This window comes from Kribbella sp. VKM Ac-2571 (genome assembly GCF_004362255.1).
Lineage (GTDB): Bacteria > Actinomycetota > Actinomycetes > Propionibacteriales > Kribbellaceae > Kribbella > Kribbella pratensis.
In genome coordinates this window covers 24,881-50,890 of sequence record NZ_SNWS01000028.1, presented here as the reverse complement: position 1 = coordinate 50,890, position 26,010 = coordinate 24,881, and the positions used below count along the sequence as shown (strand labels likewise).

Below are 26,010 nucleotides of genomic sequence, written 5' to 3'. Positions count from 1 at the left end.
AGTGTTCGTTTCTCTTGACCTGTTAGCTCTTACGTGCGAACTTTCTCCGCATGAAACGTTCAGTGGGGTGTGGAGTACTGGCTGTAGCCCTGGTCGCCGGCGTGCTGAGCGTGCCTTCCGGTGCGCACGCTGACAGCACGGACGGCGATCTGACGCTGCGGTCGAGCGAGTTGACGGTCACCGTCGGGGCGGACTTCCCCCGGGTGGTCAAGTACGTCGACAACGCCTCCGGGCAGGCCCTCGGGGGTCAGCCGGACGCGATCTCGACGGTCACGATCGACGGCGTGGCCCGCACCGCGCATCTCGCCGCGTCGCCGACGGTCGACGGCGGAGTCGCCGGCGGGCGAGCGTCGTACACGCTGGCCTTCGACGCCCTCCCCGGCGTCGAGCTGGATGCGAGCCTGAGCGTGACGGGGCGGGTGACGAAGTTCGCGATCGACGCGGTCCGCGACACCGAAACGAGTCGCGTGCACACCATCGACATCCCCGACCACGACCTGGTTTCGGTGGCGAGTACTGACGCGGGCGCGACCACCGCGTTCACCACGCTGGATCCGGACTCGACCCGGACCGCGGACAAGATCACGCCGGTCACCGCGAGCATCCCGGGCGAGACGGCCGCGACCGGAGCGGCGTACGCGTTCGTCAACACCAGCGGGCTCGCGGCGGGCATCGAGTCGAACTCGGTGTACGACAAGCCGTCCGGTCAATCGGTCGACGACGGCGCCCGGTTCTGGCACCGCGCCCGCAAGGCCGTCGACGGCAGTACGCGTGTCGGCGTGTGGAGCGGCCAATGGACCTACCGTGCCGACACCTCGCCGTACACCGAACCGCTCCCCTGGGCGAAGGTCGTCGTCACGCCCGACGCGAACCAGGACCGGACCGTCGACTGGGAGGACGGCGCGGTCGCGTTCCGCTCGATCATGACCGAGCCGAACGGCGGCGACCAGGTCAAGAACCGGGTGATCACCCACATCCCGTTCAACTTCGCCAGCCAGGCCACGCACCCGTTCCTGCGGACGCTCGACGACGTCAAACGGATCTCGCTGGCCACCGACGGCCTCGGCCAGCTGGCGGTCCTCAAGGGGTACGGCGCTGAAGGCCACGACTCCGCCCACCCGGACTACGGCGGCAACTACAACACCCGCGCCGGCGGCCTGACCGACCTGAACACGCTGCTCAAGCAGGGCAAGTCCTGGAACGCGGCGTTCGGCGTCCACGTCAACGCGACCGAGTCCTACCCGGAGGCAAACGCGTTCAGCGAGGACCTGGTGGACAAGAACGCCAAGGGCTGGAACTGGCTGAACCAGAGCTACTACATCAAGCAGCGCCCGGATCTTGCCTCCGGCAACATCGTGAAGCGGTTCCAGCAGCTCCGCGACGAGACCGACAAGAACCTGCAGGAGCTGTACATCGACGTGTACTACCAGTCCGGCTGGCTCGCCGACGGCCTGTCCCGGCAGCTCGCCGCCCAGGGCTGGCAGATCGCGACCGAGTGGGCCGACCGGCACGAGCGGACATCGCTGTGGTCGCACTGGGCCAACGACCTCGACTACGGCGGTCCGACCAACAAGGGCCTGAACTCGCAGATCATCCGGTTCGTCCGTAACCACGAGAAGGACGTCTGGAACAACGACGCGATCCTCGGCCAGTCGGCGATCGTCGAGTTCGAGGGCTGGACCGGTGAGACGGACTGGAACGCGTTCTACACCAACATCTGGCAGCACAACCTGCCCGCGAAGTTCCTGCAGCAGCAGAAGATTCTCGACTGGAACAGCGGCGACATCACGTTCACAGGCGGCGTCCGCGGCGCGGTCGAGAACGGCAAGCGCACGGTGTACGCCGGGAACGCGAAGGTGCTCGACGGCGACAAGTACCTGCTGCCGTGGGACAACAACAAGAAGCTGTACCACTACAACCCGGCGGGCGGCCACACCACCTGGCAGGTGCCTGCGAAGTTCGCCGGCACCCGGTCCTTCTCCGTCTACAAGCTGACCGACACCGGACGGGTCAAGGTCGCCACCGCACCCGTCCGCAACGGCAGCATCAGCCTCGACGCGAAAGCCGGCCAGCCGTACGTCGTCTACCCCGACACGGCTCCGGCGCCGCGGCCCGCGAACTGGGGCGAGAGCTCGCACGTCAAGGACCCCGGCTTCAACGCCGGCAACCTCGCGGCCTGGAACGTCACCGGTAACGCGACGATCGGCACCCTCGAGAACGGTCAGCACGTCGCCGAGCTCGGCTCCAGGGCGTCATCGATCCGGCAGCAGCTCACGGGGCTGACCCGCGGTCGCACGTACAGCGCCTCGGCCTGGATCGAGGTCGAGCCGGGCAAGTCCCGCCCGACTACGGTGAGCGTCGACGGCGCTCGCAACCAGGTCATCAGATCGACGGCGCAGAACATGGTTGCCGCCGACGACAAACACGAGGCGTACTACCAGCGCGTTCGGGTCGTGTTCCAGGCCAAGGGAAGCACCGCCGACCTGACCATCGGGGCCGCCGCAGGCGCCGCGCGGGTTCGTGTCGACGATGTGCGGGTGGTCGAAACGACCACCCCCGCGGCCGGACTCGTCGACGACTTCGAGCACGTCGACCAGGGCTGGGGCCCGTTCGTGAAGGGCGATGCCGGTGGTGTTACCGACCCGCGGACGGTGCTCGCTCCCAAGCATGCGCCGTACACGCAGGCGGGCTGGAACGGGAAGCTGGTCGACGACGTGCTCGACGGCAACTGGTCGCTCAAGTCGCACGAGGAGAACGAGGGCCTGGTCTACCGGACCGCGCCGTGGACGGTGAACTTCCAGCCGGGCCACAAGTACAAGGTCAGCTTCGACTACGAGAGCGGCCGCGCCGGTCAGTACGCGTGGGTCCAGGGAGTCGATCGGCCGGCGTCCGTCGAGGTCAAGGCGACGCCGATCGGCGAGCAGCGGACGAAGGCGACGTTCAACCAAGAGTTCGTGGCCGGTTGCGGTGGCGACTACTGGGTCGGACTGCGCAAGCTCACCGACGGCGGCGACCAGAGCGACTTCGTCATGGACAACTTCGCCGTGACCGATCTCGGTACGACGTCCCAGCCGGCGGACTGCACTTCGGTCGCGGTTTCGGGCCTGACTGGGCTTGTCTCCGGTGAAGCGAACACCGTCACCACCACGTTCACCAACAACGACGTGGTGGCCGCCAGCAACATCACGCTGGGTCTGACCGCACCGAACGGCTGGACCGCCACGGCGACCACGCCCACGACTCACGCAACCGTTGCCGCAGGCACGAGTGTGACGACAACGTGGGATGTGACTCCCCCAGCCGGCACGCCGGAAGGCAAGTATCCGGTGACGGCGACGGGCGGGCAGGCGACCATCAGTGCGGAGGCCACCGTGCTGCCGCCGGGGATCGTTCCGCAGTCGCGGATCAAGGTGGCCGACGTGAGCAGTGAGGATGTCGCCACGGGCGGTGCCGCAACCTCGGCGCTGGACGGAAACCCCAGCACTCTTTGGCATTCCGCCTGGTCCGAGGTCAGTACGCCGGCCGGTTACCCGCACTACATGACGCTCGATCTCGGGTCGACGTACCAGGTGAACGGGTTCGGCTACCTGCCGCGGCAGAGCGGCACGAACGGGATGTTCAAGGGATACGAGATCTATGTGAGCGCGGACGGTCAGGACTGGGGTACGCCGGTTGCGACCGGGCAGTTCCCGAACTCCACCGCCGTACAGCGGGTCGACTTCACCGCGAAGCCCGGACGGTACGTGAAGTTCGTCGGCACCAGCTCGCTCAACGGCGCGGTCTTCGGCTCGGCCGCCGAGTTCAACGTCTACGGCACCCACTAACGGGGGCATTGAACAACAACTGGGGGCGTTGCACAGGCAATAACCTGTGCAGCGCCCCCAGTCCCAGTCCCCACCCCCGGCAGTTGGCCGGCGCCGAGTTACTTGGTGATGGTCACCGAGACCGGCGCGGACGCGGTGTTCGCCGCGACGACGCGGAACTTGTTCACGCCGACCCGGCCGCTCTGCACCCACACCGAGTAGGTCGCCCGGCTGGTCACCTTGGTGGTGGCCGGGAAGTTGACCCACTTGCCGTTCTGCAGGCGCTGCACCTGGACGACGGTGTTCTTCGCGATACCGGACGTCTTGCCGGTGAACGAGACCTTCGTCCACGCCTTCGCGGTGGTCTTGTCCGACTTGATCGTGATCGACTTCGCCGCGACGGAAGCGCTGACGGCGGTGGTCGACGTACCGGCCGCGTTGGCCTGCAGGGCGCCGGCGATACCGAGTCCCCCGGCAGCCAGTGCGAGACCGGCGACGACGGCGGCGGAACGGCGGATGAACTGTGCACGCATGATGTCTGGTTTCCCCTCGTTTTGTTGGTGTTACGGAGGGGAAGACGCGCCGGCCGCAGGAAAGGTTGTGTTACGACTCCGTCTCAGGTCCGGGCGGCAACACCAGCCGGGCGAGGGCGCCGCCGCCGGGTGCTTCGCCGAACGTCAGCTCGGCACCCAGGACCTTGGCGTGCCCGACCGCGATGGTCAGGCCGAGGCCGTGCCCGGCGCCGCGTTCGGCCATCCCGGACCGGAACCGGCGCGGGCCTTCGGCAATCAGTTCCTCGGGGTAACCGTTGCCGTGGTCAACGACCTCGACGGTCCGGCCGCTGACCGTGACCTCGACCGGCGGCCGGCCGTGCCGCAACCCGTTGACGATCAGGTTTGCCAGGATCCGCTCGATCCGTCGCGAGTCGGTCGACACCGTCTCGTCAGGCCCGGTCTGGCGCACGATCACGCTGTCCGCCGCGAGCGACTGCTGCATCCGCAGCCGCCCGACCGCCGAGCCGACGAACGCGCCGAGTCCGACCAGCTCCAGATCGGCCTGCTCGACGCCCGAGTCGAACCGGGCGATCTCCAGGAGATCCTCGACCAGTCGCCGCAGCACCTTGGCCCGGTCGCGCACCAGTTCACTGGGGCGGCCGGGTGGCAGGAGCTCGGCGGCGGTGGTCAGCCCGGTCACCGGCGTACGCAGATCGTGGGCAACGTCCGCGGTGAAGCGGCGCTCAGCCTCGAGCTGGCCGCGCAGCGAACTGGCCATCGTGTCGAGCGCGGTTGCCAACGACTGCACCTCGTCCTTGCCCTTGCCAACGGCCTCGGCAGCGGACGCGTCCAGGTCACCCGCCGCGATCCGCCGGGCCGTACCCGCGACCGCGACGATCCGTTTGGACAGGCTGCCGGCCAGGATCACGCTGACCAGCGCGACCAGCGCGACCGTGCCGATCCCGCCGAGGATCAGGGCCTGCTGCAACGCCTTCATCGAGTCGTCGGTGCTCTCGTAGTTCTGCTCGATCGAGAGCACCTTGCCGTCCTTGACCGCCACCGCCGCCCACATCTTCGCGTGCGGCGACCCGGTCTTGAACGTGGCCCGCTTGCCCTGGAGCACCGCCTCCCGCAACTGCGGCGGCAGGTCCGGATCGTCCAGCTTCGCCCCGAACACCGGTACGTCGTTGGTGTCGTAGCTCTGCGCCGCGAGCTGGATCCGCTCGTCGGCGAAGCTGCGCGTCCGGTCCAGCCGGGCCGACTGGGCCTGGGTGTAGACCGCGACGCACAGCACCAGGATCGCGAGCGCGGAGACCAGCAGGAAGATGAGACCGAGCTTGCCGCGCAGTCCCATCAGTGTCCTCCGTCCGAGGCCAGTGCGTCAGCTCCGGTGTTCAGGTGGGTGCATCGCAAGGCGGAGGAAGCGCTCGATGCGGGGTTCATCGTGCGCTTCCGACAACGCAGCGAGGCGCCCGCCTGGGCGCCGGAGATGGCGTGCGGGTCTTGGGCGGCGGGCACTTACTAGGCCCTGAGTTTGTACCCGAAGCCGCGGACGGTTTCGATGCGGTCGGCACCGATCTTGGTCCGGAGCCGCTGCAGGTGGACGTCGACCAGCCGGCCGTCGCCGCCCCACTCGTAGTCCCAGACCCGTTGCAGCAACGTCGACCGGCTCAGCACCACACCGGGGTTGTTCGCGAACTCGATCAGCAGCTTGAGCTCGGTCGGCGTCAACTGAACGGTCTGTCCGCTGCGCCGTACCTCCAGCGCCTCCCGATCCAGCTCGAGGTCGCCGAACGACTCCACGCCGGAGCCGGCCGCCGGTGCCGGACGCTCCGGGTCGGAGACCGCGCGCCGCATCACCGCCCGCAGCCGTGCCACCAGCACCTGGGTGTCGAACGGTTTGGTCACGTAGTCGTCCGCGCCGGCCTCGAGACCGAGGACGACGTCGAGCGCGTCTCCTCGCGCCGACACCATCACGATCGGGACCGTGCTGGTCTCACGGATCCGTCGGCACACCGAGATCCCGTCCAGCCCGGGCAGCATGATGTCGAGCATCACGACGTCCGGATGGATCTTCTCGAATCGCTCGATCGCTTCCAGGCCGTCCTCGGCCGTGGTCACGTCGTAGCCGTGCCGCTCGAGGGTCAACTGCGTCGCCTCACGGATCACCGCGTCGTCCTCAACCATGAGAATGCGCGCTGCCGGTTCTTCCGGTACCACGAACTTCAGTCTCCCTACTGGTCCGTCGAGCTCACCTTGATCATCTGCCGCCCGTTCCAACGGTAGACCTCGACCCGCCGGCCGGACGGGCAGCAGACCGGGTCGTCGATCGCGAAGATCTTCGACTCGACCACCAGGTCCCCTTGCGGGCTGGCGTTCACGGTCGGTTGCTCGACGTCCAGGTTCCAGATCGGTCGCGGGCCGGTCGGCTCGACGGCGATCAGGAAGATTCCGAAGACGAACTTCTCCAGAGTATGGATCAGAACGATCTGCTGAGGTGTACCGCTGTGCAATACATCAACGGTCTTACCCCTGCTGAGGCAACGCGAAATCACGGTGCAATTCGAAAGGACTGTCCGCGAGTAGCTGGACAGGTGCCGATCGGCGAGTAGCCGGGCACGGACTTTGTACAGGTCGACGGGCGCTACCGGGGTCCGCTGGGCGTGCGGAGAGACGCTGCCGGACGCGACCGACGGCGTCGCCGGAGGGGGTGACTCGGGGCCCTCGACGCGCAGCCCGCCGCCGTTCCCGCAAGCGGCGAGCGCGATCGTCGCGACCATCGCGGCGACGGCAGGCGGCACGGTACGGCGCCACAGACCCATCGGGCGCCTCCTACCCTGCATCAAGTCCCCCCGCGAATTCGAACACGTCCTCACTTCCATGGTCTCGGCCGGACGTCACATTCGACGGGCATGGACGTCGAGTGGCCCCGGCAGTTGTATTGCGGTTCCGTCACAGCATCACTCAAGGGGTCGGTCAGCAGGTCACCCGGCGACGACCTTCCCAGGATTCAGCAGGTTCTTCGGGTCCAGCGCGGCCTTGATCGCCCGGTGTACGTCGAGTGCGACCGGCCCGATCTCCTCCGCCAGCCACGTGCGCTTCAGGACCCCGACCCCGTGCTCGCCGGTGATCGTGCCGCCGAGCTCCAGCCCTATCTCCATCACCCGGTCGAACGCGATCTGGGCCCGCTCGGCCTGCGCAGGATCGGTCTGGTCGAAGACAACCGTCGGGTGCATGTTGCCGTCGCCGGCGTGCCCGAGGACACCGATCGTGATGTCCAGCTCGGCCGACAGTTCCTCGACCCGGCCGATGAACTCGGCCAGCCTCGACCGCGGTACGGCGACGTCGTCGATCATCGTCGTACCGAGTTCCTCCAGCGCGGTCAGCGCGGCCCGGCGGCCCTCGAGCAGCAACTCGCCCTCGGCGTCGTCCTCGGCCTCGATGCACTCCAGCGCGCCGTGGTCGCGGCACAGCTTGGCCACCGCGGCGATATCGGCCGCACCCGCTTCGCCGCCCGCGTCGGACTGCGCGATCAGCATCGCGGCCGCCTCGTCGGGAAGGTCCATCCGCTTGTACTTGTTGACCGCGCGGATCGTGGTCCGGTCCATGATCTCCAGCAGGCTCAGTGAGACGCCGCTGCGGATGATCTCCAGGATCGCGTTCCCGGCCTCGACGCCGGAGCCGAACAGGGCGACCATGGTCCTCGGTTTCGCGGCGGCCGGGCGCAGTGCCAGGGTGGCCTCGGTGATGATGCCGAGCGTGCCTTCGCTGCCGACGATCAGCTTCGCCAGGTCGTACCCGGCGACGCCCTTCACGGTCTTCCGCCCGGTCCGCAGGATCCGGCCGTCGGCGAGCACGACCTCCAGGCCGAGCACGTAGTCCGTGGTCACGCCGTACTTCACGCAGCACAGGCCGCCCGAGTTCGTGGACAGGTTGCCGCCGATCGAGCAGAACTCCCAGCTGGACGGGTCGGGCGGGTAGAACAGCCCGTGCTCGGCGACCGCGCGGGACAGGACGGCGTTGTAGACACCCGGCTGTGTGACGACGTACCGGTCGATCGGCTCGATCGCCAGGATCCGGTCCATCTTCTCCAGCGAGACGACGATGCACCCGTCGAGCGCGTTGGCGGCGCCGGACAGGCCGGACCGCGCGCCCTGCGGCACGATCGGTACGCCGGCCTCGGCCGCGATCCGCACCGCCGCCTGGACGTGCGCGGTCTCCCGGGCCAGGACGACGGCGAGCGGCACCCCGGCCGGGCAGAACATTGCCCGGTCGTACCGGTAGCTCTCCATCCGGTCCGGATCGGTTACCAGCGCCTCGGGCGGCAGCACCTGACGCAGCTGCTCGACAACCTCACTCATGAGTCGAGCCTAATGAATACTCCGCGGTACTGCGCGCCCCAGTCCGCCTTCGGACGCTGGTTTCAGCGGGTGCGCTTGGTGGCGTTCTCCGAGATCTCCTCGTAGCCGCCGCCGTAGTTGTGGTACTCGCGGCCGATGGCGGCGAACGTGATGCCGCCGGCGGTCGCCTTCACCTTCGGCGTCCGGCACGTGCGCTGGCCCTGGACCACCGAACCGTTGCCGCCGCTGCTGTCGCAGCTGAGCACCCGGCCGTTGTTGCCGCCGCCGTACTGCACCAGGAAGGCGTTGGCCTTCGCGTTGGCCACGAGCGGCGACGCCATGGTGATCTCGGCCCAGTACTGATAGCAGCTGTCCCGGACGAGCCGGACCGTTCCCCAGCTGGGCGGCTGATGGTTACGCAGCATCGGCGCCGATGCGATGGACCTCGCGCCCGAGCAGCTGGCGGCCGTGGCCGCCTCGGCCGGGAGGGCGGACAACGCGATCGCGCCTACGCCGGCCAGGCCGGCGGTGCTGAGCAGAATGCTCAGTGTCTTCATGACGAAACCCTTCCTGAGCGCACGCCCCGACGCACACTCAGGAAGGCACACTACGCGAACGGAGCCTGCCCGGACAGTCATTCCGGTAATCGGACGGCGACACGCCGTGTGCAGTTGCTCCCGGCAAGGTTCTGGACGTCGGTAACGCGTTTAACCGCGTCTAGAGGTTGCCGCGGCGCTCTTGTTCGCGCTCGATGGCCTCGAAGAGCGCCTTGAAGTTGCCCTTGCCGAAGCCGAGCGAGCCGTGCCGCTCGATCAGTTCGTAGAACACCGTCGGGCGGTCGCCGATCGGCGCGGTGAAGATCTGCAGCAGGTAGCCGTCCTCGTCCCGGTCGACCAGGATGCCGCGCGACTGAAGGTCCTCGATCGGCACCCGCACCTCGCCGATCCGGGCCCGCAGCTCGGGGTCCTCGTAGTAGGAGTCCGGGGTGTTGAGGAACTCGACGCCTCCTGCGCGCATGATGTCGACGGTGCGCAGGATGTCGTTGGTCGCGAGCGCGATGTGCTGCGCGCCGGCGCCGTCGTAGAACTCCAGGAACTCGTCGATCTGCGACTTCTTCTTCGCCACCGCCGGCTCGTTCAGCGGGAACTTCACCCGGTGGTTGCCGTTGGCGACGACCTTGCTCATCAGCGCCGAGTAGTCGGTGGCGATGTCGTCGCCGATGAACTCGGCCATGTTCACGAAGCCCATCACCTTGTTGTAGAAGGCAACCCACTCGTCCATCTTGCCGAGCTCGACGTTGCCGACCACGTGGTCGACGGCCTGGAACAGCCGCTTCGGGTGGCCCTCGGGGCGGGTGACCTTGGTGGTGGCCGCGACGAAGCCGGGCAGGTACGGGCCGTCGTACTTGCTCCGGTCGATCAGTGTGTGGCGGGTGTCGCCGTACGCCGCGATCGCCGCGCGGCGGACCGTGCCGTGTTCGTCGCTGACGTCGTTCGGCTCCTCGAGGACGACGGCGCCGACCTTGCGGGCGTGTGCGATGCACCTGTCGACATCCGGAACCTCGAGGGCGAGGTCGGCGACGCCGTCACCGTGCTTGCGGTGGTGGTCGAGCAGCGTGCTCTTCGGGCTGACACCGCCAGAGATCACGAAGCGGGCGGAGCCGGCCTTGAGGACGTACGACTTGCTGTCCTTGGAGCCGGTCTCGGGCCCGGAGTACGCGACCAGGTCCATCCCGAACGCGAGCTGGTACCACTTCGCGGTCTGGGTGGCGTTGCCGACCACGAACACCACCGCGTCCATGGCGGTGACCGGGAACGGGTCGGTGCTCTCGTCGTACGGCACCAGGCCGACGAGCTGCTTCAGCTGGTCGAGGTCGAGATCGGCGTCGAGCTCTGCGGGCGTGAGGTCGGTGCTGGTCATGGGACCTCCTGCGTCGGTATCGTGCAGCCGAGCCTGGTAGGTGGGCGCAGGTTGCGCAACAGTTCCTTGTTTCGCTGGACAAGCTGTGCAGTATGCTGCGGATGTTGCTGGACTATTTGGTCAGTCTGACCATCGCGGGAGGTTGGCCATGACGGTCGATGCGCTGGACGCCCGGATCCTGGGGTTGTTCGCGGCCGAGCCGCGGGTCGGCGTACTGGAGGCGTCGCGACGGCTGGGGGTCGCGCGCGGGACCGTGCAGGCGCGGCTCGACCGGCTGCAGCGCGACGGCGTGGTGCGCGGGTGGGGGCCGGACATCGACACGAGCGCGATCGGCTATCCGGTGACGGCGTTCGCGACGCTGCAGATCGAGCAGGGGTCAGGCCACACCACGGTCGCCGAGGCGCTCGCCCGCATCCCCGAGGTCCTCGAGGTGCACACCATCACCGGCGCCGAGGACCTGTGGTGCCGCATCGTCGCCCGCTCGAACGCCGACCTCCAACGCGTGATCGACCAGGTAGTCATCGTCCGAGGCATCCAAAGAGCCTCAACAGTCATCGCACTGGCCGAACAGATCCAACACCGAGTGCTACCGCTGGTAGAAGCCGCCACCAACTAGGCGAGGCGTTTGGCTACTTCTACTGCGGCGCGGGCTACTCGGGGGCCTACGAAGTCCCGGTCGAGTTTGCCGAGGACGACTACGCCGATGGAGGCCTCGACGCCGGGGACGCCCAGGACGGGCGAGGACACGCCTTGGGCGCCGGCCTGGAGTTCGCCGGAGGTGACGACGAAGGGGCGGCCGGCGGGGTCGGGTTTGCGCCGACCGGCCAGGATCGCCTTGCCGGCGGCGCCCTGGTCGAGCGAGTGCCGCGAACCCATCCGGTAGGAGACGTGGTAGTCGGTCCAGCTCGGCTCCACGACCGCGATCGCGAGGGCCTCCTCACCGTCCGCGACCGTCAGATGTGCGGTGGCGCCGGTGTCCTCGGCGAGCGAGCGCAGCACGGGGAGCGCAGCGTCACGCAGCGTCGGCTGCACACGGCGGCTGTAGTGCAGTACGGCGAGACCGAGCCGGGCCCGGCCCTCGCTGTCACGACGTACGAGCCGATGCAGTTCGAGCGTGTTCACCAGGCGGTAGACGACCGTGCGGCTGACGCCGAGCGCCGCGGCCAGCTCGGTGATGGACAGCCCGTCAGGGGCGTCCGCCAGCAACTCGAGGACGGTCAGCCCCCGGTCGAGCGTCTGCGAGGTCTCGGCGGGCACCTAGAAAGAGTATCCGTTATCCGGGCGCGGCCCGATGGCCCCGTATCTTGCTGCCGTGCGAAATTACTGGTCGCTGCTCCCAGCTGTCGTCGTGATCGTCGTCCTGATCCTGGTCTATGCCGTTCCGACCATCATCAATCCGCAGTGGACGAGCTCGATCACGGCGATGTTCCGCACCACGGCGGTGCCGGCCGACGCCACCGGTGAGGAGGCCCGTCGGGCGGCCGGCATCCTCGGCCCGCAGCAGCTGAAGTCCCGCCGGATGCTGGCGATCGCGATGGTCGTCGGAGCGGTCGCGCTGATCGGCTTCAACATCTCGCTGAACCGCGAGGCGGTCGGCTGCTACAAGGCCGCCCGCGCGTTCGGGGCGATCGACGGCCCGGACACCAAGGATCCGTGCATCGACATGATCTACGGCACGTTCATCGGCGACGGCTCGCGCCCGCCCGACGAGAAGAGCCCGCAGCCGGTGAAGTACTACCAGCGGGTGGACGGCAAGAAGCCGAAGTACCTCAAGTGGATCCAGAACGCCCCCAAGTACGACGAGGCGGACCTGCTGTTCGGCACCGTCGGCAAGTGCGCGTCGGACCTCAGCGTCCAGCAACTCGAGGACAAGATCATGGTGGTCGTCGACGCCGACTCGCCCTGTCCGGAGGACAGCAACATGTCGATCACCCCGATCAAGCTGAAGAAGCCGCTCGGCGACCGCAAGATCGTGACCGTCGGCGACGAGCCGGTGAGCGAGATCAAACCCGACATGGACTCCTGGTTCACCGTCCTCAAGAAGCTGGCGACCGGCGGCTGATCAGGGCCTAACTGAGCGCGCGGGTCTGCGAGTCGTAGACCCGGAACGGCCGGTTCCGCGCCAGCAGGATCAGCAGCCCGGTGACGCAGACCGCGGCGCCGCCGAGCAGCGCGACGGTCGGGCTGGTCAGTGAGGCCGTCGTACCGGCGACGAAGTCACCGAGCCGCGGGCCACCGGCAACGACCACGATGAACACCCCCTGCAGCCGGCCGCGCATCGCGTCCGGCGCCGCGGACTGCAGCACCGTGTTCCGGTACGCCGAACTCACCATGTCGGCCGCCCCGGACAGCGCGAGCAGCGCGACGCCCAGCCAGATCGTCCGGGACAGCCCGAACAGTCCGACAGCAGCGGCGTACGCCGTGATCGCCAGCACGATCGCCACGCCCTGACGGCGTACCCGGGTCACCCAGCCGGAGAAGATCACCCCGATCAGCGCCCCGATCGCGGGCGCGGCCTGCAGGAGACCGACGGTCCGTACGCCGCCGCCGAAGAACGCGCCCGCGACCGCCGGGAACAGCGCCCGGGGTTGCGCGAACACCATCGCGAAGATGTCCGCGAGGAACGTCGCCAGCAACGCCGGCGCGGCGCGCAGGAACGTGAATCCCTCCAGCACCGAGCGCAGCCCGGCCCGCCGTACGGCGCCGGTCGGAGGCACCGGCGGGAGCCGGAACAGCGCGTACAGCGCGGCGGTGAACGTGATCACGTCGATCAAGTACGCCGCCGCGAACCCTCGCCAGGCGATCACCGCCGCACCGAGCAGCGGGCCGGCGGTGAAGCCCAGGTTGAACGCGGCCTGGCTGAGCGTGTTCGCGGCCGGCAGCAGTTCGGGCCGGATCAGCCGCGGGATGATCGCGGACCGGGCCGGGTTGTTGACCGCGAAGCACGCCGACTGACAGGCAACCACGGCGTACAGCACCGACACCTGGGCCCAGTCGAAGTGCGACTGCACCACCAGGACCATCGAGAGCAGCCACAGTCCCGTCGACGAGACGAGGGCGAGCGTACGGCGGTCGATCGCGTCGGCCATCGCACCGCCGTACAGCCCGAAGACGATCAGCGGGACCAGTGAGCACAGGCCGACCAGCCCGACCGCGAACGTCGAGTGCGTCAGCGCGTACACCTGGATCGAGACGGTCACCGCGGTCATCTGCTGACCGAGCTGCGACACCGTCGACCCGATCCACAACCTCCGGAAGTCGGCGGACTCACGCAGCGGGCGGAGGTCGGTGAGCAGACGCACCCTGACAACTTATGTCACAACGTGAAAGATCAAACCGTCGGGAAGAGGTCGTGGTCGAGGGGTTCGCCGACCGTCAGGCCGAGGCCGTCGGTGACGACGTGGCCGGCGCCGGTGTACGTCGCCTCGGCGTCGAAGTAGATGTTGACGTGCGCGATCCGCGGGTCGTCGGTGAAGTTCGGTGTCGCGGAGTGCGCCAGGTATGCGTTGTGGAAGGTGCAGTCACCGGCCTGCAGCGGAATCGTCAGGCGCTTCTCCCAGCGCAGGTCGGGCGCGGCGCGGAACAGGTCGTCGCGGTCCGACAGGTCCTGTTTGCGCAGGTCCTGGTGGTCCTGCGAGCCCGGGATGAACGTCATACAGCCACGCTCCACCGGTACGTCGACCAGCGCGATCCACGCCGACAACGAGGCTCGCGAACCGGCGTGCGGCCAGTACGGCGCGTCCTGGTGGAACTCGGTCGCCGCGCCGTTGTGCGGCGGCTTGATCAGCACCTGGTCGTGCCAGATCCGCAGCGGTACGCCGGCCAGCGCGGTCGCCGCGGCGGCGAGACGCGGATCCAGGGTGAGTTCCCGCAGTACGTCGTTCTGCTGCCAGACGTTGACGTACTGGTTGAAGATCTTCGACTCCTTGAACAGGTCGTCGGCCTGCGTGGTCGCAGCGACTGCGGCTTCGGCGAACCGGGCCGCCTCGTCGCGGCCGATGATGTTCCGGATCCGGACGACGCCGTCGCGGCGATAGGCGGAAATGGTCTCTTCGTCGACGGTCGCGGGTGCCGTAGGGTCGGTCGTGGTCATCGGGTTCTCCTCGGATTCCGGTGGCCTGGAAGGTCTTTCCAGCGTCGCGGTTGCCTCGGTCCGGGGACAGGCGGTGGTTGACCAGGACTTGACCGATCTTGACCTCCTGGAGGCCGGATGCACAACGTGCTGAGCAGCGAGGTCTTCCCGGACCCGCGGTTGCCGGTGGCCGGCGAGCGGCTCGAGGTGTTCGCGGACGTCGCGCCGCACAGCCACGCGTTCTTCGAGATCGCGGTCGTGGTGGCCGGGCGGGGCACGCACGTGTCGGCGGCCGGAGAGGTAGCGCTGGCGCCGGACTCGGTCGTCGTACTGCGGCCTGGTGAGTGGCACGGGTACGTCGACTGCGAGGACCTCGTGGTGCGGAACGCGTATCTCGGGCCGGATGTGTTCGGCCTGCTGTCCGGTGCCCTCGTGCCGGGATCTCTCGGGGCTCCGGCCCATCCGGCGGTGCAGCACGCGATGCGCGTTCTGGAGTCCGATCTGGCCGAGCCCTGGACGCTCGATCAGCTCGCCGCCCGCGTCAACCTCGCGCCCGGGTACCTGATCCGGCTCTTCGGCAAGTCGGTCGGCCTCTCTCCCATGGCCTACCTAAACCGCATCCGCGCCGAGCGCGCCGCCGGCCTCCTGATCGAGACCGAACTACCGGTCAGCACCATCGGAACCCTGGTCGGCTGGCACGACCCGAGCCACGCCACCCGACGATTCCGCTCCACATTCGGACTCAGCCCCACCCGCTACCGCTCCGCTTTCAGACCGTAGCCCCTTCTCCCTCCCAGTTGCATGATCGCTTTCAAGCCCGTAACCCCTCCCCCTCCTCTCCCAGAGCACAATCCCTTTCAAGCCGCAACCCCTTCGCCTCTTCTCCCCTCCCAGTGCATGATCGCTTTCAAGCCGTAAGCAAAGATGTCCTTCATGACGTCGTCGTTGCAAACGCCTGACCCGAATCCCGGCTGGCTGTCCGAATTCGCACTCGCGGAGACCCGGACGCGGGTACCGATCCTGTACGTCGAGGCCGTCCCGGTGCGCGTCGACACCTCCGGCCAGATCGAGCACATCGGGGTCCTGCTCCGGACCTCCGCCGCGACCGGCGAGATCACCCGCACGCTGGTCTCCGGCCGCGTGCTGCACAACGAGTCGCTCCGCGACGCGCTGCAGCGCAACATCGTCAAGGACCTCGGCCCGGCCGCCTTCCCGCGGCTCCCCGCCACGCTGGTCCCGGTCACCGTCGCGGAGTACTTCCCGTTCCCCGGTATGACCCCGCTGCACGACCCGCGCCAGCACGCGGTCGCGCTCGTGTACGTCGTCCCCGTCACCGGCGAGTGCAACCCACGCCAGGACGCGCTCGAGCTCACCTGGCTGACCCCCGAAGAGGCCCTCGCCCCGAGCCTGCTCAACGACATGGAGGGCGGCCGCGGCCAACTGCTCAAGCAAGCGCTGGCCTGGTCCGGCGCCATCGTCTGACCCTCACCACCGCCGCCCCACCCGAGGTAGATGTGGTGGGTTCACGGGTGGAAGGGTCCGTGCGGCGGCCACGGCCAACTGCTCAAGCAGGCGCTGGCCTGGTCCGGCGCCATCGTCTGACCTGCACGCACTCAGGTGGGTTGGCCCACCAGAGGTTGGGTTTGCGCTCGAGATCCCGTGGGCGAACCCTGCATCTGGTGGGTGGACCCACGAGAGGTCGTGGGGCTCACCAGGGGAGGCGGCCTTCCTCGGCGTATACGTGGCCGGTTGGGCCGTCGGGGCCGAGCGTCGCGAGGCTGACGGCGACCGCTGCGCCTTGGGCGGGGGTGCGAGGGGCGGTCCAGCCGCCCATGTCGGTTGCGCAGTTGCCGGGGTCGGCGCCGTTCACCAGGATGCCGGTGCCGCGCAGTTCGTTGGCGAGCATGACCGTCACCATGTTCACCGCCGCCTTCGACGCGTTGTAGCCAAGCGTCAGCACGGTCGACAGCCGCGACTCCGGATCGCCAACCTGCGCGAACGACGCCAGCGACGTCGACAGGTTCACGACCCGCGCCGCCTCGGCCTTCCTGAGCAGCGGCAGGAACGCCTGCGTCGCGCCCACCACCCCGAGCACATTGGTCTCGAACGCAGACCGCAGTACGGCGGGCTCGATCCGCGACACCGCATCGTCACCCGCGGGAATGATCGCCGCGTTGTTGACCAGTACGTCGAGCCGCCCGTGCTCCGCCGCGACCCGCTCGGCCGCCGCCCGCACCGACATCTCGTCCGTCACCTCCAGCTGGATCCCGACCACATCGAGGCCCTCGGCAACCAGTTCCTTCACCGCGAGCTCGCCGCGGTGCAGGTCCCGCGCCGCCGCCAGCACGGTGAACCCGGCCTGCCCGAGCTGCCGTGCGATCTCCTTGCCGATGCCCTTGTTGGCGCCCGTGACGAGCGCGATCTTCGTCGTGTTCATGGCATCCACCCTCCGGTGGTCCGCTGCGATCAGGCAGAGTCGGCTGAGGCTGGGATCGGCGGTCCCTGGCTGAGCCCGCCGTCGCCTGGGATCCTGGGACCATGGATCGCGACGGGCTGGCGGAGTTCCTGCGAGTACGGCGGGAAGCCCTGCAACCCGCCGACGTAGGACTCCCCGCCGGCCTGCGCCGTCGTACGCCCGGGCTCCGCCGGGAAGAGGTGGCGAGCCTCGCGACCATGTCGACGGACTACTACACCCGCCTCGAGCAAGGCCGTGGTCCACGCCCGTCCCGAGCGGTGCTGACCGGACTGGCTCGCGCGCTGCGGTTGTCGGACGACGAGCGCGGGCACCTGTTCCGGCTCGCGGGCGAGCAGCCCGGGCCGCCGCCAGGTCCGTCCGCCGAGGTGCGGACCGGCGTACTGCGGATGCTCGCGCGGCTCGACGTACCGGGTCTCGTCCTGGACGCGAAGTACGACGTACTCGCATGGAATCCATTGGCCGCGGCGCTGATCACGGACTTCTCCGCGCTCCCGCCGCGGGACCGGAACCTGCTCCGCCTCCGCTTCCTCACCGATCGGCAGGCCGAACTGTTCGGCGAAGAGGCCACCCGGGAGTTCGCCCGCGACGCGGCCGCCGATCTTCGCGCGGCGACCAGCACATACCCGAACGATCCAGCCCTGGCCCAGTTGGTCAAGGACCTCCTGGCCGGCAGCCCGGAGTTCGCGGAGATCTGGGTGCGGCACGAGGTCGGACGGCAGCAGACGCTGTGCCAGACGATCTTCCACCCACAGGTGGGGCGGATCGACGTGATCTGCGAGGTGCTCGTGGTGCCGGAGCGCGACCAGCGCGTGGTGCTGTACACGGCCGAGCCGGGATCGGCGTCCGAGCAGGCGATCCGCCTGCTGGACGTGATCGGCCTGCAGGAGTTGACAACCGGGCCCTGATCAAGCGACTGTTTGATCCGTTGGTTTCCGACGGAGAGGCTTGCCTGATGCGTAAGTTACTTACAGCGTTGGTCGTGCTCGGGTTGCTCGTCGTACCGCTGCGGGCCGCGGAGGCTGCGCCGGGGACTCTCGTGTTCGCCGACGAGTTCGACGGTACGGCCATCGACCGCACCAAGTGGGCCATCCACTCGAACGCGGAAGCCGACCAATGCCTGGGAAACAAGGGCAACCAGCAACTCGAGTGGCACACGTGGGATGCCTTGTCGGTGCACGACGGCACGCTCACCATGACGGCGAAGAAGAACAATCCGGCCCCGGGGTACGAGTGGTCCGGCGCGCTGATCACCACCGGACAGGCGTGCGGGCACGAGCCGTCACAGTCGTTCGCCGTACAGCCGGGCGACTACATCGAGACGCGGCTGAAACTCCCGTCCGCCAAGGGCTTCTGGCCGTCCACGTGGACCTGGAACGGCAACGGCTCCAACGAGCAGGACACCTACGAGTTCTACAGCGACAACCACAACGCGCTCTACCTCACCAACCACCAGTCCCCCGGCGGCGGCTGCACCTACCAGTCCCCCACCGACCTCACCGCCGACTGGCACACGATCGCCCAGCAACTCGGCCCCGACGAAACCGTCTGGTACCTGGACGGCAAAGAAATCTGCCGCCAAGGCCGGTACGCCGGCACCGGCGACGCCCTGATCCTCGACCTGTTCGTCTACGCGAAGATCCCACCCACCGTGACCTCCGAGTCAATGCACCTCGACTACGTCCGCGTCTACCGCTCGTAGAGCCGAGGCCCCAGTCGGGAAAGAAATGGTCACCAGGGGCAACTTTCTTTCCCACCAACCGCGGGGGACGCCGGGGTCTCGGTTGGATGCTCGCTGGGTCAGGCGCGGCGTTGGGTGGCCCAGTCGCGGATCAGGTCGATTCGCTCCTTCAGCTGGGCGGAGGAGGCGTGGGCTGCGGCCGGGCCGCCGAGTTTGCGGCGGAGGTCGTTGTGGATGACGCCGTGGGGCTGGCCGGTGCGGTGGTGCCAGGCGGCGACCAGACCGTTCAGCTCCCGACGGAGGAGCCCGATCTGTTCGTGCGTGGCCAGCTCGGTCGGTGTGGGGTCCTCACGGTCGTTCGTGGAGCGCTGCGACTTCTTCTGCGCCGCCAGCGACTTCTGCTGGCGCTTGTGCAGCAACTCCCGCACCTGGTCCGGCTCGAGCAGGCCCGGCAACCCGAGGAAGTCCAGCTCCTCGTCGGACGCGTTGTCGCCGCCGGTGCCGTAGTCGCCGCCGTCGAACACCACCCGGTCGAAGCTCGCGTCCGACCCGAGCGCCTCGAAGTTCCCCTCGAGCTCGTCGCTGGCGCCCTCGGTCTGGTTCGCCTGCTTCAGCAGGTCGTCCTCGAGCGCGAAGATGTCGCCGTCGTCACCTGTGTTCTTCCGGCCCAGGACGTGGTCGCGCTCGACCTCCATCTCGGCCGCGAACCCGAGCAGCCGGGTCACCGACGGCACGAACACCGACGCCGTCTCACCCCGCTTCCGGGCCCGCACGAACCGCCCGACGGCCTGCGCGAAGAACAGCGGCGTCGACGTCGGCGTCGCATAGACACCGACCGCCAGCCGCGGTACGTCGACGCCCTCGGACACCATCCGCACGGCGACCATCCACCGGGAGTCGCCGTCGGAGAACTTCTGGATCTTCTTGCTCGCGGCCTTCTCGTCCGACAGCACGACCGTCGGCGCCTCGCCGGTGAGCTCGCGCAGCGTCTTCGCGTAGGCGCGGGCCGTGTTCTGGTCGCCCGAGATCACCAGCGCACCGGCGTCCGGCATGTGCCGCCGTACCTCGGTCAGCCGCTTGTCCGCGGCCGCCAGCACCGCACCCATCCACTCGCCGGCCGGGTCCAACGCGGTCCGCAGCGCCTGGGCGGTCAGGTCCTTGGTCAGCGGCTCGCCGAGCCGCGCGGCGACCTCGTCACCAGCCTTGGTCCGCCAGCGCATCTCGCCCGAGTACGACATGAAGATCACCGGACGTACGACGTGGTCGCGCAGCGCGTGCCCATACCCGTAGGTGTAGTCCGCCTTGCTCCGGGCGACGCCGTCGTGACCCTCCTCGTACGTCACGAACGGGATCGGGTTGTCGTCGCTGCGGAACGGCGTACCGGTCAGGCAGAGGCGGCGGGTCGCGGGCTCGAACGCCTCGCGGACGCCGTCACCCCAGCTGAGTGCGTCGCCGCCGTGGTGCACCTCGTCCAGGATCACCAGAGTCTTGAACCGCTCGGTCCGGACCCGGAACGCCAGCGGGTTCACCGCGATCCCGGCGTACGTCACCGCGACGCCCTGGTAGTCCTTGTTCGTCTTCCCGCGCCGCCCGGCGAACGCGGGGTCGATCGCGATCCCGGCCTTGTCGGCGGCCTCGGCCCACTGGACCTTGAGGTGCTCGGTCGGCGTGACCACGGTGATCCGCTCGATCTGCCGCCGGTGCAGCAGCTCGGCGGCCACGGTCAGCGCGAACGTCGTCTTACCGGCGCCCGGTGTCGCCACCGCGAGGAAGTCGCGCGGGTTCTTGTCCAGGTAGAGCTGGAGCGCTTCGGCCTGCCAGGCTCGCAGCTTGCTCGCAGTACCCCACGCGGCCCGGTCCGGATAGGCCGGTGGCAGGACCGCAGGGTTGGCCGGCACGTGCGAATCCACAGACACCTACTCCCCGAAGTCGACAGTGTGCCGGGCTGGAAGGTTACCCGAGATCGATGACGAGATCAGATCGGGGATTCCGCGGGTTGTGGAAAAGTTCCGGATCGGCTGGTGACACGTCCTACACTCGGGGGTATGAGTACTCAGCTGACCCCCGGTGCGGAGACGGTTGTCGACGAGCGGACCAACACGTCGCCGGCAGAGCCGGGCGATCACGAGCGGTTCTCGCACTACGTGCCGAAGGACAAGCTGACCGAGGCGATGGTGATGGGCACGCCGGTGGTCGCGCTGTGCGGCAAGGTGTGGGTCCCGAGCCGCGACCCGCAGCGGTTCCCGGTCTGCCCGGAGTGCAAGGAGATCTGGGACTCGCTGAACCCGGACGACGAGGGCGGGGACGAGTAGCCCCGCGGCCTAGTTCTGGGTCGGGTCGTCCGGATACGTCGCCAGGTACGCCATCTGGTCGGTCTGGCGGCGCAGGACCCGGCGCCATAGGGTGTCCGGGTCGTGGCCGAACACGTCCTCCGGCACCGACTCGACGACGTACCAGGCGCCCTCGGCGATCTCGCCCTCGAGCTGACCGCCGGACCAGCCGGCGTACCCGGCGAAGATCCGCATCCGGGTGATCGCGCCCTCCAGCAGCGCCGGCGGTACGTCGAGGTCGACCAGACCGATCCGCCCGAAGCACTCGCGCCAGCCGGGCGGGTCCGTGGACTCGGCGACCTCGGCGACCGCGAGCGCGCTGTCGGTGCCGACCGGGCCGCCCATGAACAGCACGCCGGGCTCGTCGACCGCGGACGACCAGTTCGGCAGCACCTGCCCCACGGACAGGTCGGCGGCGCGGTTCACCACCACCCCGAGCGCGCCGTCGTCGTCGTGATCCAGCAGCAGGATCACCGACCGGCGGAAGGGCGGCTCGTCGAGCAACGGCGTGGCCACCAGCAGCGAACCGGTCAGGGTCGAGGCCGTCATACCCCCATCATGGCGTAAGACGGCTCACCCGGCTCCGCCCGTACCTGGCCAGCCAGGCCCCCAGCGCGACCCCGGCCACGTCGGCGAGCGCGTCGAACGGATCGCCGTCGCGCTGCGGCAGCAGCCAGTGCTGCACCAGTTCGCTGACGACCGCGTTCGCGACCAGCGCCCCGAGCAACCAGCGGGCCGGCAGCCCGACCTTCGTCCCGGTGAACGCGACCGCCGCGAACAGGAAGCAGTGCGCGACCTTGTCGATCTGCGGGATCCCCAGGTGCGGACCCGCCTCGCGCGGCGCGTAGACGCCGTACAGCTGCAACGCCACCGCCGCGACGAAGGCGATCCGCCAGGCCCAGACCCGCATCCGCGAGCCGGTGTCCGCCGAAACCGTGTCAGTCACAGCGTCACTCACAGGGTCACTCACAGGGTCACTCACAGGGCCGGTCACAGGGCCGCTCACAGCGCCGGGGTGTCGTCCGGGAAGCTCTCGTGCACAGGGGCCTTGCCGCCGGCCGCGTCGCGGACGGCGTGCGCGACGCGCGTGTGCACCTCCGGATGGAAGACGCTCGGCACGATGTAGTCCGCGTTCAGCTCGTCGTCGGTGACGACACCGGCCAGGGCCTTCGCCGCGGCCAGCTCCATGTCGATCGACACCTTCGACGACTGCGCGTCGAGCAGGCCGCGGAAGACACCGGGGAAGACCAGCACGTTGTTGATCTGGTTCGGGTAGTCGCTGCGGCCGGTGGCGACCACGGCGGCGTGCTCGCCGGCCTCGGCCGGGTCGACCTCGGGCACCGGGTTGGCCAGCGCGAACACGATCGAGTCGGGGTTCATCGTGGCGATGTCGGCGCCGGTCAGGATGTTCGGCGCGGAGACACCGATGAACACGTCGGCACCGGCCAGCGCACCCTTCAGATCGCCGCTGTACTTGGCGGCGTTGGTGTTCTCCGCGATCCAGCGCAGCTCCGGCGACAGACCGTCGCGGTCCGGGTGGATGACGCCGCCGATATCGGCGACGCAGGTGTCCTTCACGCCCGCCGCGATCAGCAGCTTGAGGATCGCCGTTCCGGCTGCCCCCGCGCCGGACAGCACCACCCGCACGTCGCTGATGTTCTTGCCGACCACGCGCAGCGAGTTGTAGAGCGCCGCCAGGACCACGACCGCCGTACCGTGCTGGTCGTCGTGGAAGACCGGGATGTCGAGTTCCTCGCGCAGCCGGGCCTCGATCTCGAAGCAGCGCGGCGCGGAGATGTCCTCCAGGTTGATCCCGGCGAAGCCCGGCGCGATCGCCTTCACGACCGAGACGATCTCGTCCGGGTCCTGGGTGTCCAGGCACAACGGCCAGGCGTCGATCCCGGCGAACCGCTTGAACAGCGCGGCCTTGCCCTCCATCACCGGCAGCGCGGCCTTCGGGCCGATGTTGCCCAGGCCCAGGACGGCGGAACCGTCGGTGACGACCGCGACGCTGTTGCGCTTGATCGTCAGCCGGCGCGCGTCGTCCGGGTTGGCCGCGATCGCCAGGCAGACCCGCGCGACACCCGGCGTGTAGATCATCGACAGGTCGTCACGGTTGCGGATCGGGTGCTTGGCCTCCATCGAGATCTTGCCGCCGAGGTGCATCAGGAAGGTCCGGTCCGACACCCGGCCGATCTCGACGCCCGGTACGGCGCGCATCGCCTCGACCAGGCGGCCGGCGTGCTCGGTGTCGGCCGCGGCGCAGGTGACGTCGATCCGCAGCCGCTCGTGACCGGACGCGGTCACGTCGAGCGCGGTGACCAGACCGCCGGCCTGCTCGACCGCGGTCGTCAGCTTGCTCACCGTCGAGCCACCCGCGGGCACCTCGAGGCGAACGGTGATGGAGTACGAAACACTCGGCAATGCAGTCACGCGGGTGATCCTCTCATGTCACTGGTAATGCCCGGAGGTTCCGTAAGTAAAGTGCACGACAGAGCTCTGGGTAATCCATTACTCGACCGGTTACTGTTCCGTCAGGAAGGGAGCCAGAGTGCCGACTGTCAGCGACGTGGCCGCGCGCGCCGGGGTGTCGACGGCGACCGTGTCGCGGGCGCTGAACGGCAAGCCGACAGTCGATCCGGACCTCGCCGCGCGGGTGCGGCAAGCGGCCGACGAGCTCGGGTACCAGCCGAACGGCCCGGCGCGGAACCTGCGCCGCCAGGAGGCCGCGGTGGTGGCGCTGATCATCTCGGACGTGGAGAACCCGTTCTTCACCGCGATCGCACGCGGGGTCGAGGACGTCGCGCACGAGGTCGGGTACTCGGTGGTGCTCTGCAACTCCGACGAGAGCGTCGAGAAAGAGAACCGCTACCTCGACATCGCCATCCAGGAACGGGTCGCGGGCGTCATCCTGTCCCCGAGCGGCCCGACGTCCACGGTCGCGAGACTGGCGTCGCGCGGTACGGCGTACGTTGCGGTGGACCGGCCGCTGCCCGGCCAGGACAGTGACGTCGTCCTGGTCGACACCCGGCTCGCGGCCCGCGAGGCGACCGCCCATTTGGTTGCCCAAGGCTACGAACGGATCGGCTGCGTCACCGGACCGGCCGGCGTACGGACGGCCGACGACCGCCTCGCCGGGTACCGCGACGCACTCAAGGCTGCGCGCCGCCGTACGCCGAAGCTCGTCCGGCGGACCGAGTACAAGGCCGCCGGCGCGCACCGGGCCGCCCTCGATCTGTTGTCGCAACCCGAGCCGCCGGACGCGCTTCTGATCGCGAACAGCGCGATGGCGGTCGGGGTGCTGCAAGCCCTGCAGGAGCGCGGTGTGCGCGCGGGGCGGGACGTCGGCCTCGTCACATTCGACGACGCACCGTGGGCCGCGCTCGTCGACCCGCCGCTGTCCGTGGTCGCGCAACCGGCGTACGAGATCGGCGCCGTCGCCGCCCGCCTCCTGCTCGCGCGCATCGCCGACCCCACCCGCCCACCAACCGCAACCACCCTCGGCGCCCGCCTCATCAAGCGAGCCAGCTCCCGCCGCCCCTGACCCACCCCAAACCAGTTCGGGGAGGCGAACCGCCCGATCTGGGCGGGCAAACCTCCCCAAACCAGTTCGGGGAGGCCAACCACCCGATTTGGGCGGGCAAACCTCCCCAAACCAGTTCGGGGAGGCCAACCACCCGACTTAGGCTGGCAAACCTCCCCAAACCAGTTCGGGGAGGCCAACCACCCGACTTAGGCTGGCAAACCTCCCCAAAACAGTTCGGGGAGGCCAACCACCCGACTTAGGCGGGCAAACCTCCCCAAAACAGTTTGGGGAGGCCAACCACCCGACTTGGGCGGGCAAACCTCCCCAAAACAGTTCGGGGAGGTTGTCGAGGGGTGGGTCAGCCGGTCGGGTTTTCCTCGGCGTAGATCTTGGCCGCGTTGGACGCGTCGATGAGGCGGGTGGGGAGGATCTGGGACTTCTCGATGGTGCCGCAGTCGACCAGGATCTTCTTGGCGGCGGCGATCGCTTCCTTGCCGTTCGTCGGGTACGTGAAGGTGGCGGACAGGCGGCCCTGTTCGACGGCCTTGATACCGCCGGACGGGATCGGCAGCGCGTCGATGCCGGTGAACTTCATCTCCTTCTCGCGGCCGACCGCCTTCGCGGCCAGGTACGCGCCCTCGGCCATCGGGTCGTTGTGCGAGTACACGACGTCGATCTTCGGGTTCGCCTTCAGCAGCGCGTCCATCTGCGCCTGCCCCTTCTCCCGCAGCCAGTCGCCACTCGCGCTCGCGATCACCTTGACCTTCGGGTTGCCCTTGATGCCCTCGACGAACCCCTGGTGCCGCTCGGCCTGCGGCGTCGCCCCGGCCAGCCCCTTGAGCTCGACCACGTTCCCGCCCTGCGGCAGCAGCTTCTCGGCGATGTACTTCCCGGCCTCGCGCCCGATCTGCACGTTGTCGCCGCCGATGAACCCGGTGTAGGCGTCGCCCTCGACCTTCCGGTCCAGCACGATCACCGGGATGCCCTTGTCGTAGGCCTTCTTGACCACCGCGGTCAGCGGCTTCGCCTCGTTCGGGCTGATGATCAGCAGGTCGATCTGCTGGGTGATGTAGTTCTCCACGTCCGCGACCTGCTTGGCGTTGTCCTGCGCCGCGTCCGCGAACTTCACATCGAACTGCGGCACGTCCTTGGCGGCCGCCCGGATGTCGTCGTCCATCCGCTGCCGGTACGGCTCGGCGACGTTCGCCTGGCTCATCCCGATCGTGTACTTGCCGTCGGTTCCCTTGCAGGACTTGGACGACCCGGGCGACGCGCCGCCCGACGTCCGTTCGTTGGTCGTTCCGCAGCCGGCCAGCACGAGTGCGGCAACAGCGGCGGCGGCCAGGGAGATTCGTACAGAGCGCATGACGA

Annotated in this window: 25 protein-coding genes; 9 read left to right on the top strand and 16 right to left on the bottom strand. The window is 68.7% G+C overall.

What is annotated here, in order from left to right:
- Window positions 1–50: 50 nt before the first annotated feature.
- Window positions 51–3,824 (top strand): endo-alpha-N-acetylgalactosaminidase family protein, encoded by a 3,774-nt coding sequence (locus EV651_RS39640; RefSeq protein WP_133791124.1) that lies wholly within the window; start codon window positions 51–53, stop codon window positions 3,822–3,824.
- 98 nt (window positions 3,825–3,922) lie between these two features.
- On the opposite strand, the gene EV651_RS39635 is transcribed toward EV651_RS39640, so the two are convergent.
- The 7 genes from EV651_RS39635 to hppD all read right to left on the bottom strand — a co-directional run bounded on the left by EV651_RS39635 (window position 3,923) and on the right by hppD (window position 10,557).
- Complete coding sequence (locus tag EV651_RS39635; RefSeq protein WP_133791122.1) at window positions 3,923–4,336, bottom strand: hypothetical protein; 414 nt, start codon at window positions 4,334–4,336, stop codon at window positions 3,923–3,925.
- A 70-nt stretch (window positions 4,337–4,406) separates the two neighbouring features.
- Window positions 4,407–5,651 (bottom strand): HAMP domain-containing sensor histidine kinase, encoded by a 1,245-nt coding sequence (locus EV651_RS39630; protein WP_133791120.1) that lies wholly within the window; start codon window positions 5,649–5,651, stop codon window positions 4,407–4,409.
- A gap of 167 nt (window positions 5,652–5,818) precedes the next feature.
- On the bottom strand, window positions 5,819–6,517 hold the full coding sequence (gene cseB, locus EV651_RS39625; protein ID WP_131293492.1) for a two-component system response regulator CseB: 699 nt from the start codon (window positions 6,515–6,517) through the stop codon (window positions 5,819–5,821).
- Between the two features lie 14 nt (window positions 6,518–6,531).
- Window positions 6,532–7,119: a hypothetical protein gene (locus EV651_RS39620; protein ID WP_238157509.1), complete on the bottom strand. Its 588-nt coding sequence runs from the start codon at window positions 7,117–7,119 to the stop codon at window positions 6,532–6,534.
- Window positions 7,120–7,281: 162 nt separating this feature from the next.
- On the bottom strand, window positions 7,282–8,658 hold the full coding sequence (locus EV651_RS39615; protein ID WP_133791118.1) for an FAD-binding oxidoreductase: 1,377 nt from the start codon (window positions 8,656–8,658) through the stop codon (window positions 7,282–7,284).
- 62 nt (window positions 8,659–8,720) lie between these two features.
- Window positions 8,721–9,194, bottom strand: coding sequence for a DUF2690 domain-containing protein (locus EV651_RS39610; RefSeq protein ID WP_133791116.1), 474 nt, complete (start codon window positions 9,192–9,194; stop codon window positions 8,721–8,723).
- A 160-nt stretch (window positions 9,195–9,354) separates the two neighbouring features.
- Window positions 9,355–10,557 carry a 4-hydroxyphenylpyruvate dioxygenase gene (hppD, locus tag EV651_RS39605; RefSeq protein ID WP_133791114.1) on the bottom strand — a complete coding sequence of 401 codons (1,203 nt, stop codon included), beginning with the start codon at window positions 10,555–10,557 and terminating at the stop codon, window positions 9,355–9,357.
- Between the two features lie 148 nt (window positions 10,558–10,705).
- Between hppD and EV651_RS39600 the strand changes: the two genes are divergently transcribed.
- On the top strand, window positions 10,706–11,173 hold the full coding sequence (locus EV651_RS39600; RefSeq protein WP_133791112.1) for an Lrp/AsnC family transcriptional regulator: 468 nt from the start codon (window positions 10,706–10,708) through the stop codon (window positions 11,171–11,173).
- Here EV651_RS39600 and EV651_RS39595 read toward each other — a convergent pair.
- Window positions 11,170–11,814: an IclR family transcriptional regulator gene (locus EV651_RS39595; RefSeq protein ID WP_130382015.1), complete on the bottom strand. Its 645-nt coding sequence runs from the start codon at window positions 11,812–11,814 to the stop codon at window positions 11,170–11,172. The two genes, EV651_RS39600 and EV651_RS39595, sit on opposite strands and share 4 nt — an antisense overlap.
- A 55-nt stretch (window positions 11,815–11,869) precedes the next feature.
- Here EV651_RS39595 and EV651_RS39590 point away from each other — a divergent pair, with 55 nt between their 5' ends.
- Window positions 11,870–12,619 carry a hypothetical protein gene (locus EV651_RS39590; RefSeq protein WP_238157508.1) on the top strand — a complete coding sequence of 250 codons (750 nt, stop codon included), beginning with the start codon at window positions 11,870–11,872 and terminating at the stop codon, window positions 12,617–12,619.
- 7 nt (window positions 12,620–12,626) lie between these two features.
- Here EV651_RS39590 and EV651_RS39585 read toward each other — a convergent pair whose 3' ends face one another.
- A complete protein-coding gene (locus EV651_RS39585) occupies window positions 12,627–13,859 on the bottom strand; it encodes an MFS transporter (protein WP_133791108.1) in 1,233 nt (410 codons plus the stop codon).
- 29 nt (window positions 13,860–13,888) lie between these two features.
- A complete protein-coding gene (locus EV651_RS39580) occupies window positions 13,889–14,650 on the bottom strand; it encodes a phytanoyl-CoA dioxygenase family protein (protein WP_133791106.1) in 762 nt (253 codons plus the stop codon).
- Window positions 14,651–14,767: 117 nt separating this feature from the next.
- Between EV651_RS39580 and EV651_RS39575 the strand changes: the two genes are divergently transcribed.
- Complete coding sequence (locus EV651_RS39575; RefSeq protein WP_133791104.1) at window positions 14,768–15,409, top strand: AraC family transcriptional regulator; 642 nt, start codon at window positions 14,768–14,770, stop codon at window positions 15,407–15,409.
- A 153-nt stretch (window positions 15,410–15,562) separates the two neighbouring features.
- Window positions 15,563–16,111: an NUDIX hydrolase family protein gene (locus EV651_RS39570; RefSeq protein WP_202870736.1), complete on the top strand. Its 549-nt coding sequence runs from the start codon at window positions 15,563–15,565 to the stop codon at window positions 16,109–16,111.
- A 226-nt stretch (window positions 16,112–16,337) separates the two neighbouring features.
- Here EV651_RS39570 and EV651_RS39565 read toward each other — a convergent pair whose 3' ends face one another.
- On the bottom strand, window positions 16,338–17,066 hold the full coding sequence (locus EV651_RS39565; RefSeq protein WP_133791100.1) for an SDR family NAD(P)-dependent oxidoreductase: 729 nt from the start codon (window positions 17,064–17,066) through the stop codon (window positions 16,338–16,340).
- 101 nt (window positions 17,067–17,167) lie between these two features.
- Between EV651_RS39565 and EV651_RS39560 the strand changes: the two genes are divergently transcribed.
- Window positions 17,168–18,010: a helix-turn-helix transcriptional regulator gene (locus EV651_RS39560; RefSeq protein ID WP_133791097.1), complete on the top strand. Its 843-nt coding sequence runs from the start codon at window positions 17,168–17,170 to the stop codon at window positions 18,008–18,010.
- A gap of 47 nt (window positions 18,011–18,057) precedes the next feature.
- Window positions 18,058–18,804, top strand: a complete 747-nt coding sequence (locus EV651_RS39555) for a family 16 glycosylhydrolase (protein ID WP_133791095.1) — start codon at window positions 18,058–18,060, stop codon at window positions 18,802–18,804.
- Window positions 18,805–18,902: 98 nt separating this feature from the next.
- Here the strand turns inward: EV651_RS39555 and EV651_RS39550 are convergent, their stop codons facing one another.
- A complete protein-coding gene (locus EV651_RS39550) occupies window positions 18,903–20,681 on the bottom strand; it encodes a DEAD/DEAH box helicase (protein ID WP_238157507.1) in 1,779 nt (592 codons plus the stop codon).
- Window positions 20,682–20,828: 147 nt separating this feature from the next.
- On the opposite strand from EV651_RS39550, the gene EV651_RS39545 reads away from it, so the two are divergent.
- A complete protein-coding gene (locus EV651_RS39545) occupies window positions 20,829–21,095 on the top strand; it encodes a DUF3039 domain-containing protein (protein ID WP_133791090.1) in 267 nt (88 codons plus the stop codon).
- A gap of 9 nt (window positions 21,096–21,104) precedes the next feature.
- On the opposite strand, the gene EV651_RS39540 is transcribed toward EV651_RS39545, so the two are convergent.
- The 3 genes from EV651_RS39540 to EV651_RS39530 are packed head-to-tail and all read right to left on the bottom strand — an operon-like array spanning window position 21,105 to window position 23,546.
- Entirely contained in the window at window positions 21,105–21,662 is a 558-nt protein-coding gene (locus tag EV651_RS39540; protein ID WP_133791088.1) for a YqgE/AlgH family protein, read from the bottom strand.
- 7 nt (window positions 21,663–21,669) lie between these two features.
- Window positions 21,670–22,059 carry a VanZ family protein gene (locus EV651_RS39535; protein WP_238157506.1) on the bottom strand — a complete coding sequence of 130 codons (390 nt, stop codon included), beginning with the start codon at window positions 22,057–22,059 and terminating at the stop codon, window positions 21,670–21,672.
- A 56-nt stretch (window positions 22,060–22,115) separates the two neighbouring features.
- Complete coding sequence (locus EV651_RS39530; protein ID WP_133791086.1) at window positions 22,116–23,546, bottom strand: NAD-dependent malic enzyme; 1,431 nt, start codon at window positions 23,544–23,546, stop codon at window positions 22,116–22,118.
- A gap of 118 nt (window positions 23,547–23,664) precedes the next feature.
- Between EV651_RS39530 and EV651_RS39525 the strand changes: the two genes are divergently transcribed.
- A complete protein-coding gene (locus EV651_RS39525; protein WP_133791084.1) occupies window positions 23,665–24,657 on the top strand; it encodes a LacI family DNA-binding transcriptional regulator in 993 nt (330 codons plus the stop codon).
- 340 nt (window positions 24,658–24,997) lie between these two features.
- Here the strand turns inward: EV651_RS39525 and EV651_RS39520 are convergent, their stop codons facing one another.
- Window positions 24,998–26,005, bottom strand: a complete 1,008-nt coding sequence (locus EV651_RS39520; RefSeq protein WP_133791082.1) for a substrate-binding domain-containing protein — start codon at window positions 26,003–26,005, stop codon at window positions 24,998–25,000.
- Between the last annotated feature and the right edge of the window lie 5 nt (window positions 26,006–26,010).

What these genes read in the sequence shown, in the direction of transcription:
- EV651_RS39600 (WP_133791112.1), top strand. Translation starts at nt 10,706, where the DNA reads ATGACGGTCGATGCGCTGGACGCCCGGATCCTGGGGTTGTTCGCGGCC.
- EV651_RS39630 (WP_133791120.1), bottom strand. Translation starts at nt 5,651, where the DNA reads ATGGGACTGCGCGGCAAGCTCGGTCTCATCTTCCTGCTGGTCTCCGCG.
- EV651_RS39615 (WP_133791118.1), bottom strand. Translation starts at nt 8,658, where the DNA reads ATGAGTGAGGTTGTCGAGCAGCTGCGTCAGGTGCTGCCGCCCGAGGCG.
- EV651_RS39575 (WP_133791104.1), top strand. Translation starts at nt 14,768, where the DNA reads ATGCACAACGTGCTGAGCAGCGAGGTCTTCCCGGACCCGCGGTTGCCG.
- EV651_RS39635 (WP_133791122.1), bottom strand. Translation starts at nt 4,336, where the DNA reads ATGCGTGCACAGTTCATCCGCCGTTCCGCCGCCGTCGTCGCCGGTCTC.
- EV651_RS39640 (WP_133791124.1), top strand. Translation starts at nt 51, where the DNA reads ATGAAACGTTCAGTGGGGTGTGGAGTACTGGCTGTAGCCCTGGTCGCC.
- EV651_RS39520 (WP_133791082.1), bottom strand. Translation starts at nt 26,005, where the DNA reads ATGCGCTCTGTACGAATCTCCCTGGCCGCCGCCGCTGTTGCCGCACTC.
- EV651_RS39580 (WP_133791106.1), bottom strand. Translation starts at nt 14,650, where the DNA reads ATGACCACGACCGACCCTACGGCACCCGCGACCGTCGACGAAGAGACC.
- EV651_RS39560 (WP_133791097.1), top strand. Translation starts at nt 17,168, where the DNA reads ATGGATCGCGACGGGCTGGCGGAGTTCCTGCGAGTACGGCGGGAAGCC.
- EV651_RS39565 (WP_133791100.1), bottom strand. Translation starts at nt 17,066, where the DNA reads ATGAACACGACGAAGATCGCGCTCGTCACGGGCGCCAACAAGGGCATC.
- EV651_RS39610 (WP_133791116.1), bottom strand. Translation starts at nt 9,194, where the DNA reads ATGAAGACACTGAGCATTCTGCTCAGCACCGCCGGCCTGGCCGGCGTA.
- EV651_RS39545 (WP_133791090.1), top strand. Translation starts at nt 20,829, where the DNA reads ATGAGTACTCAGCTGACCCCCGGTGCGGAGACGGTTGTCGACGAGCGG.
- EV651_RS39620 (WP_238157509.1), bottom strand. Translation starts at nt 7,119, where the DNA reads ATGGGTCTGTGGCGCCGTACCGTGCCGCCTGCCGTCGCCGCGATGGTC.
- EV651_RS39555 (WP_133791095.1), top strand. Translation starts at nt 18,058, where the DNA reads ATGCGTAAGTTACTTACAGCGTTGGTCGTGCTCGGGTTGCTCGTCGTA.
- EV651_RS39570 (WP_202870736.1), top strand. Translation starts at nt 15,563, where the DNA reads ATGACGTCGTCGTTGCAAACGCCTGACCCGAATCCCGGCTGGCTGTCC.
- hppD (WP_133791114.1), bottom strand. Translation starts at nt 10,557, where the DNA reads ATGACCAGCACCGACCTCACGCCCGCAGAGCTCGACGCCGATCTCGAC.
- EV651_RS39540 (WP_133791088.1), bottom strand. Translation starts at nt 21,662, where the DNA reads ATGACGGCCTCGACCCTGACCGGTTCGCTGCTGGTGGCCACGCCGTTG.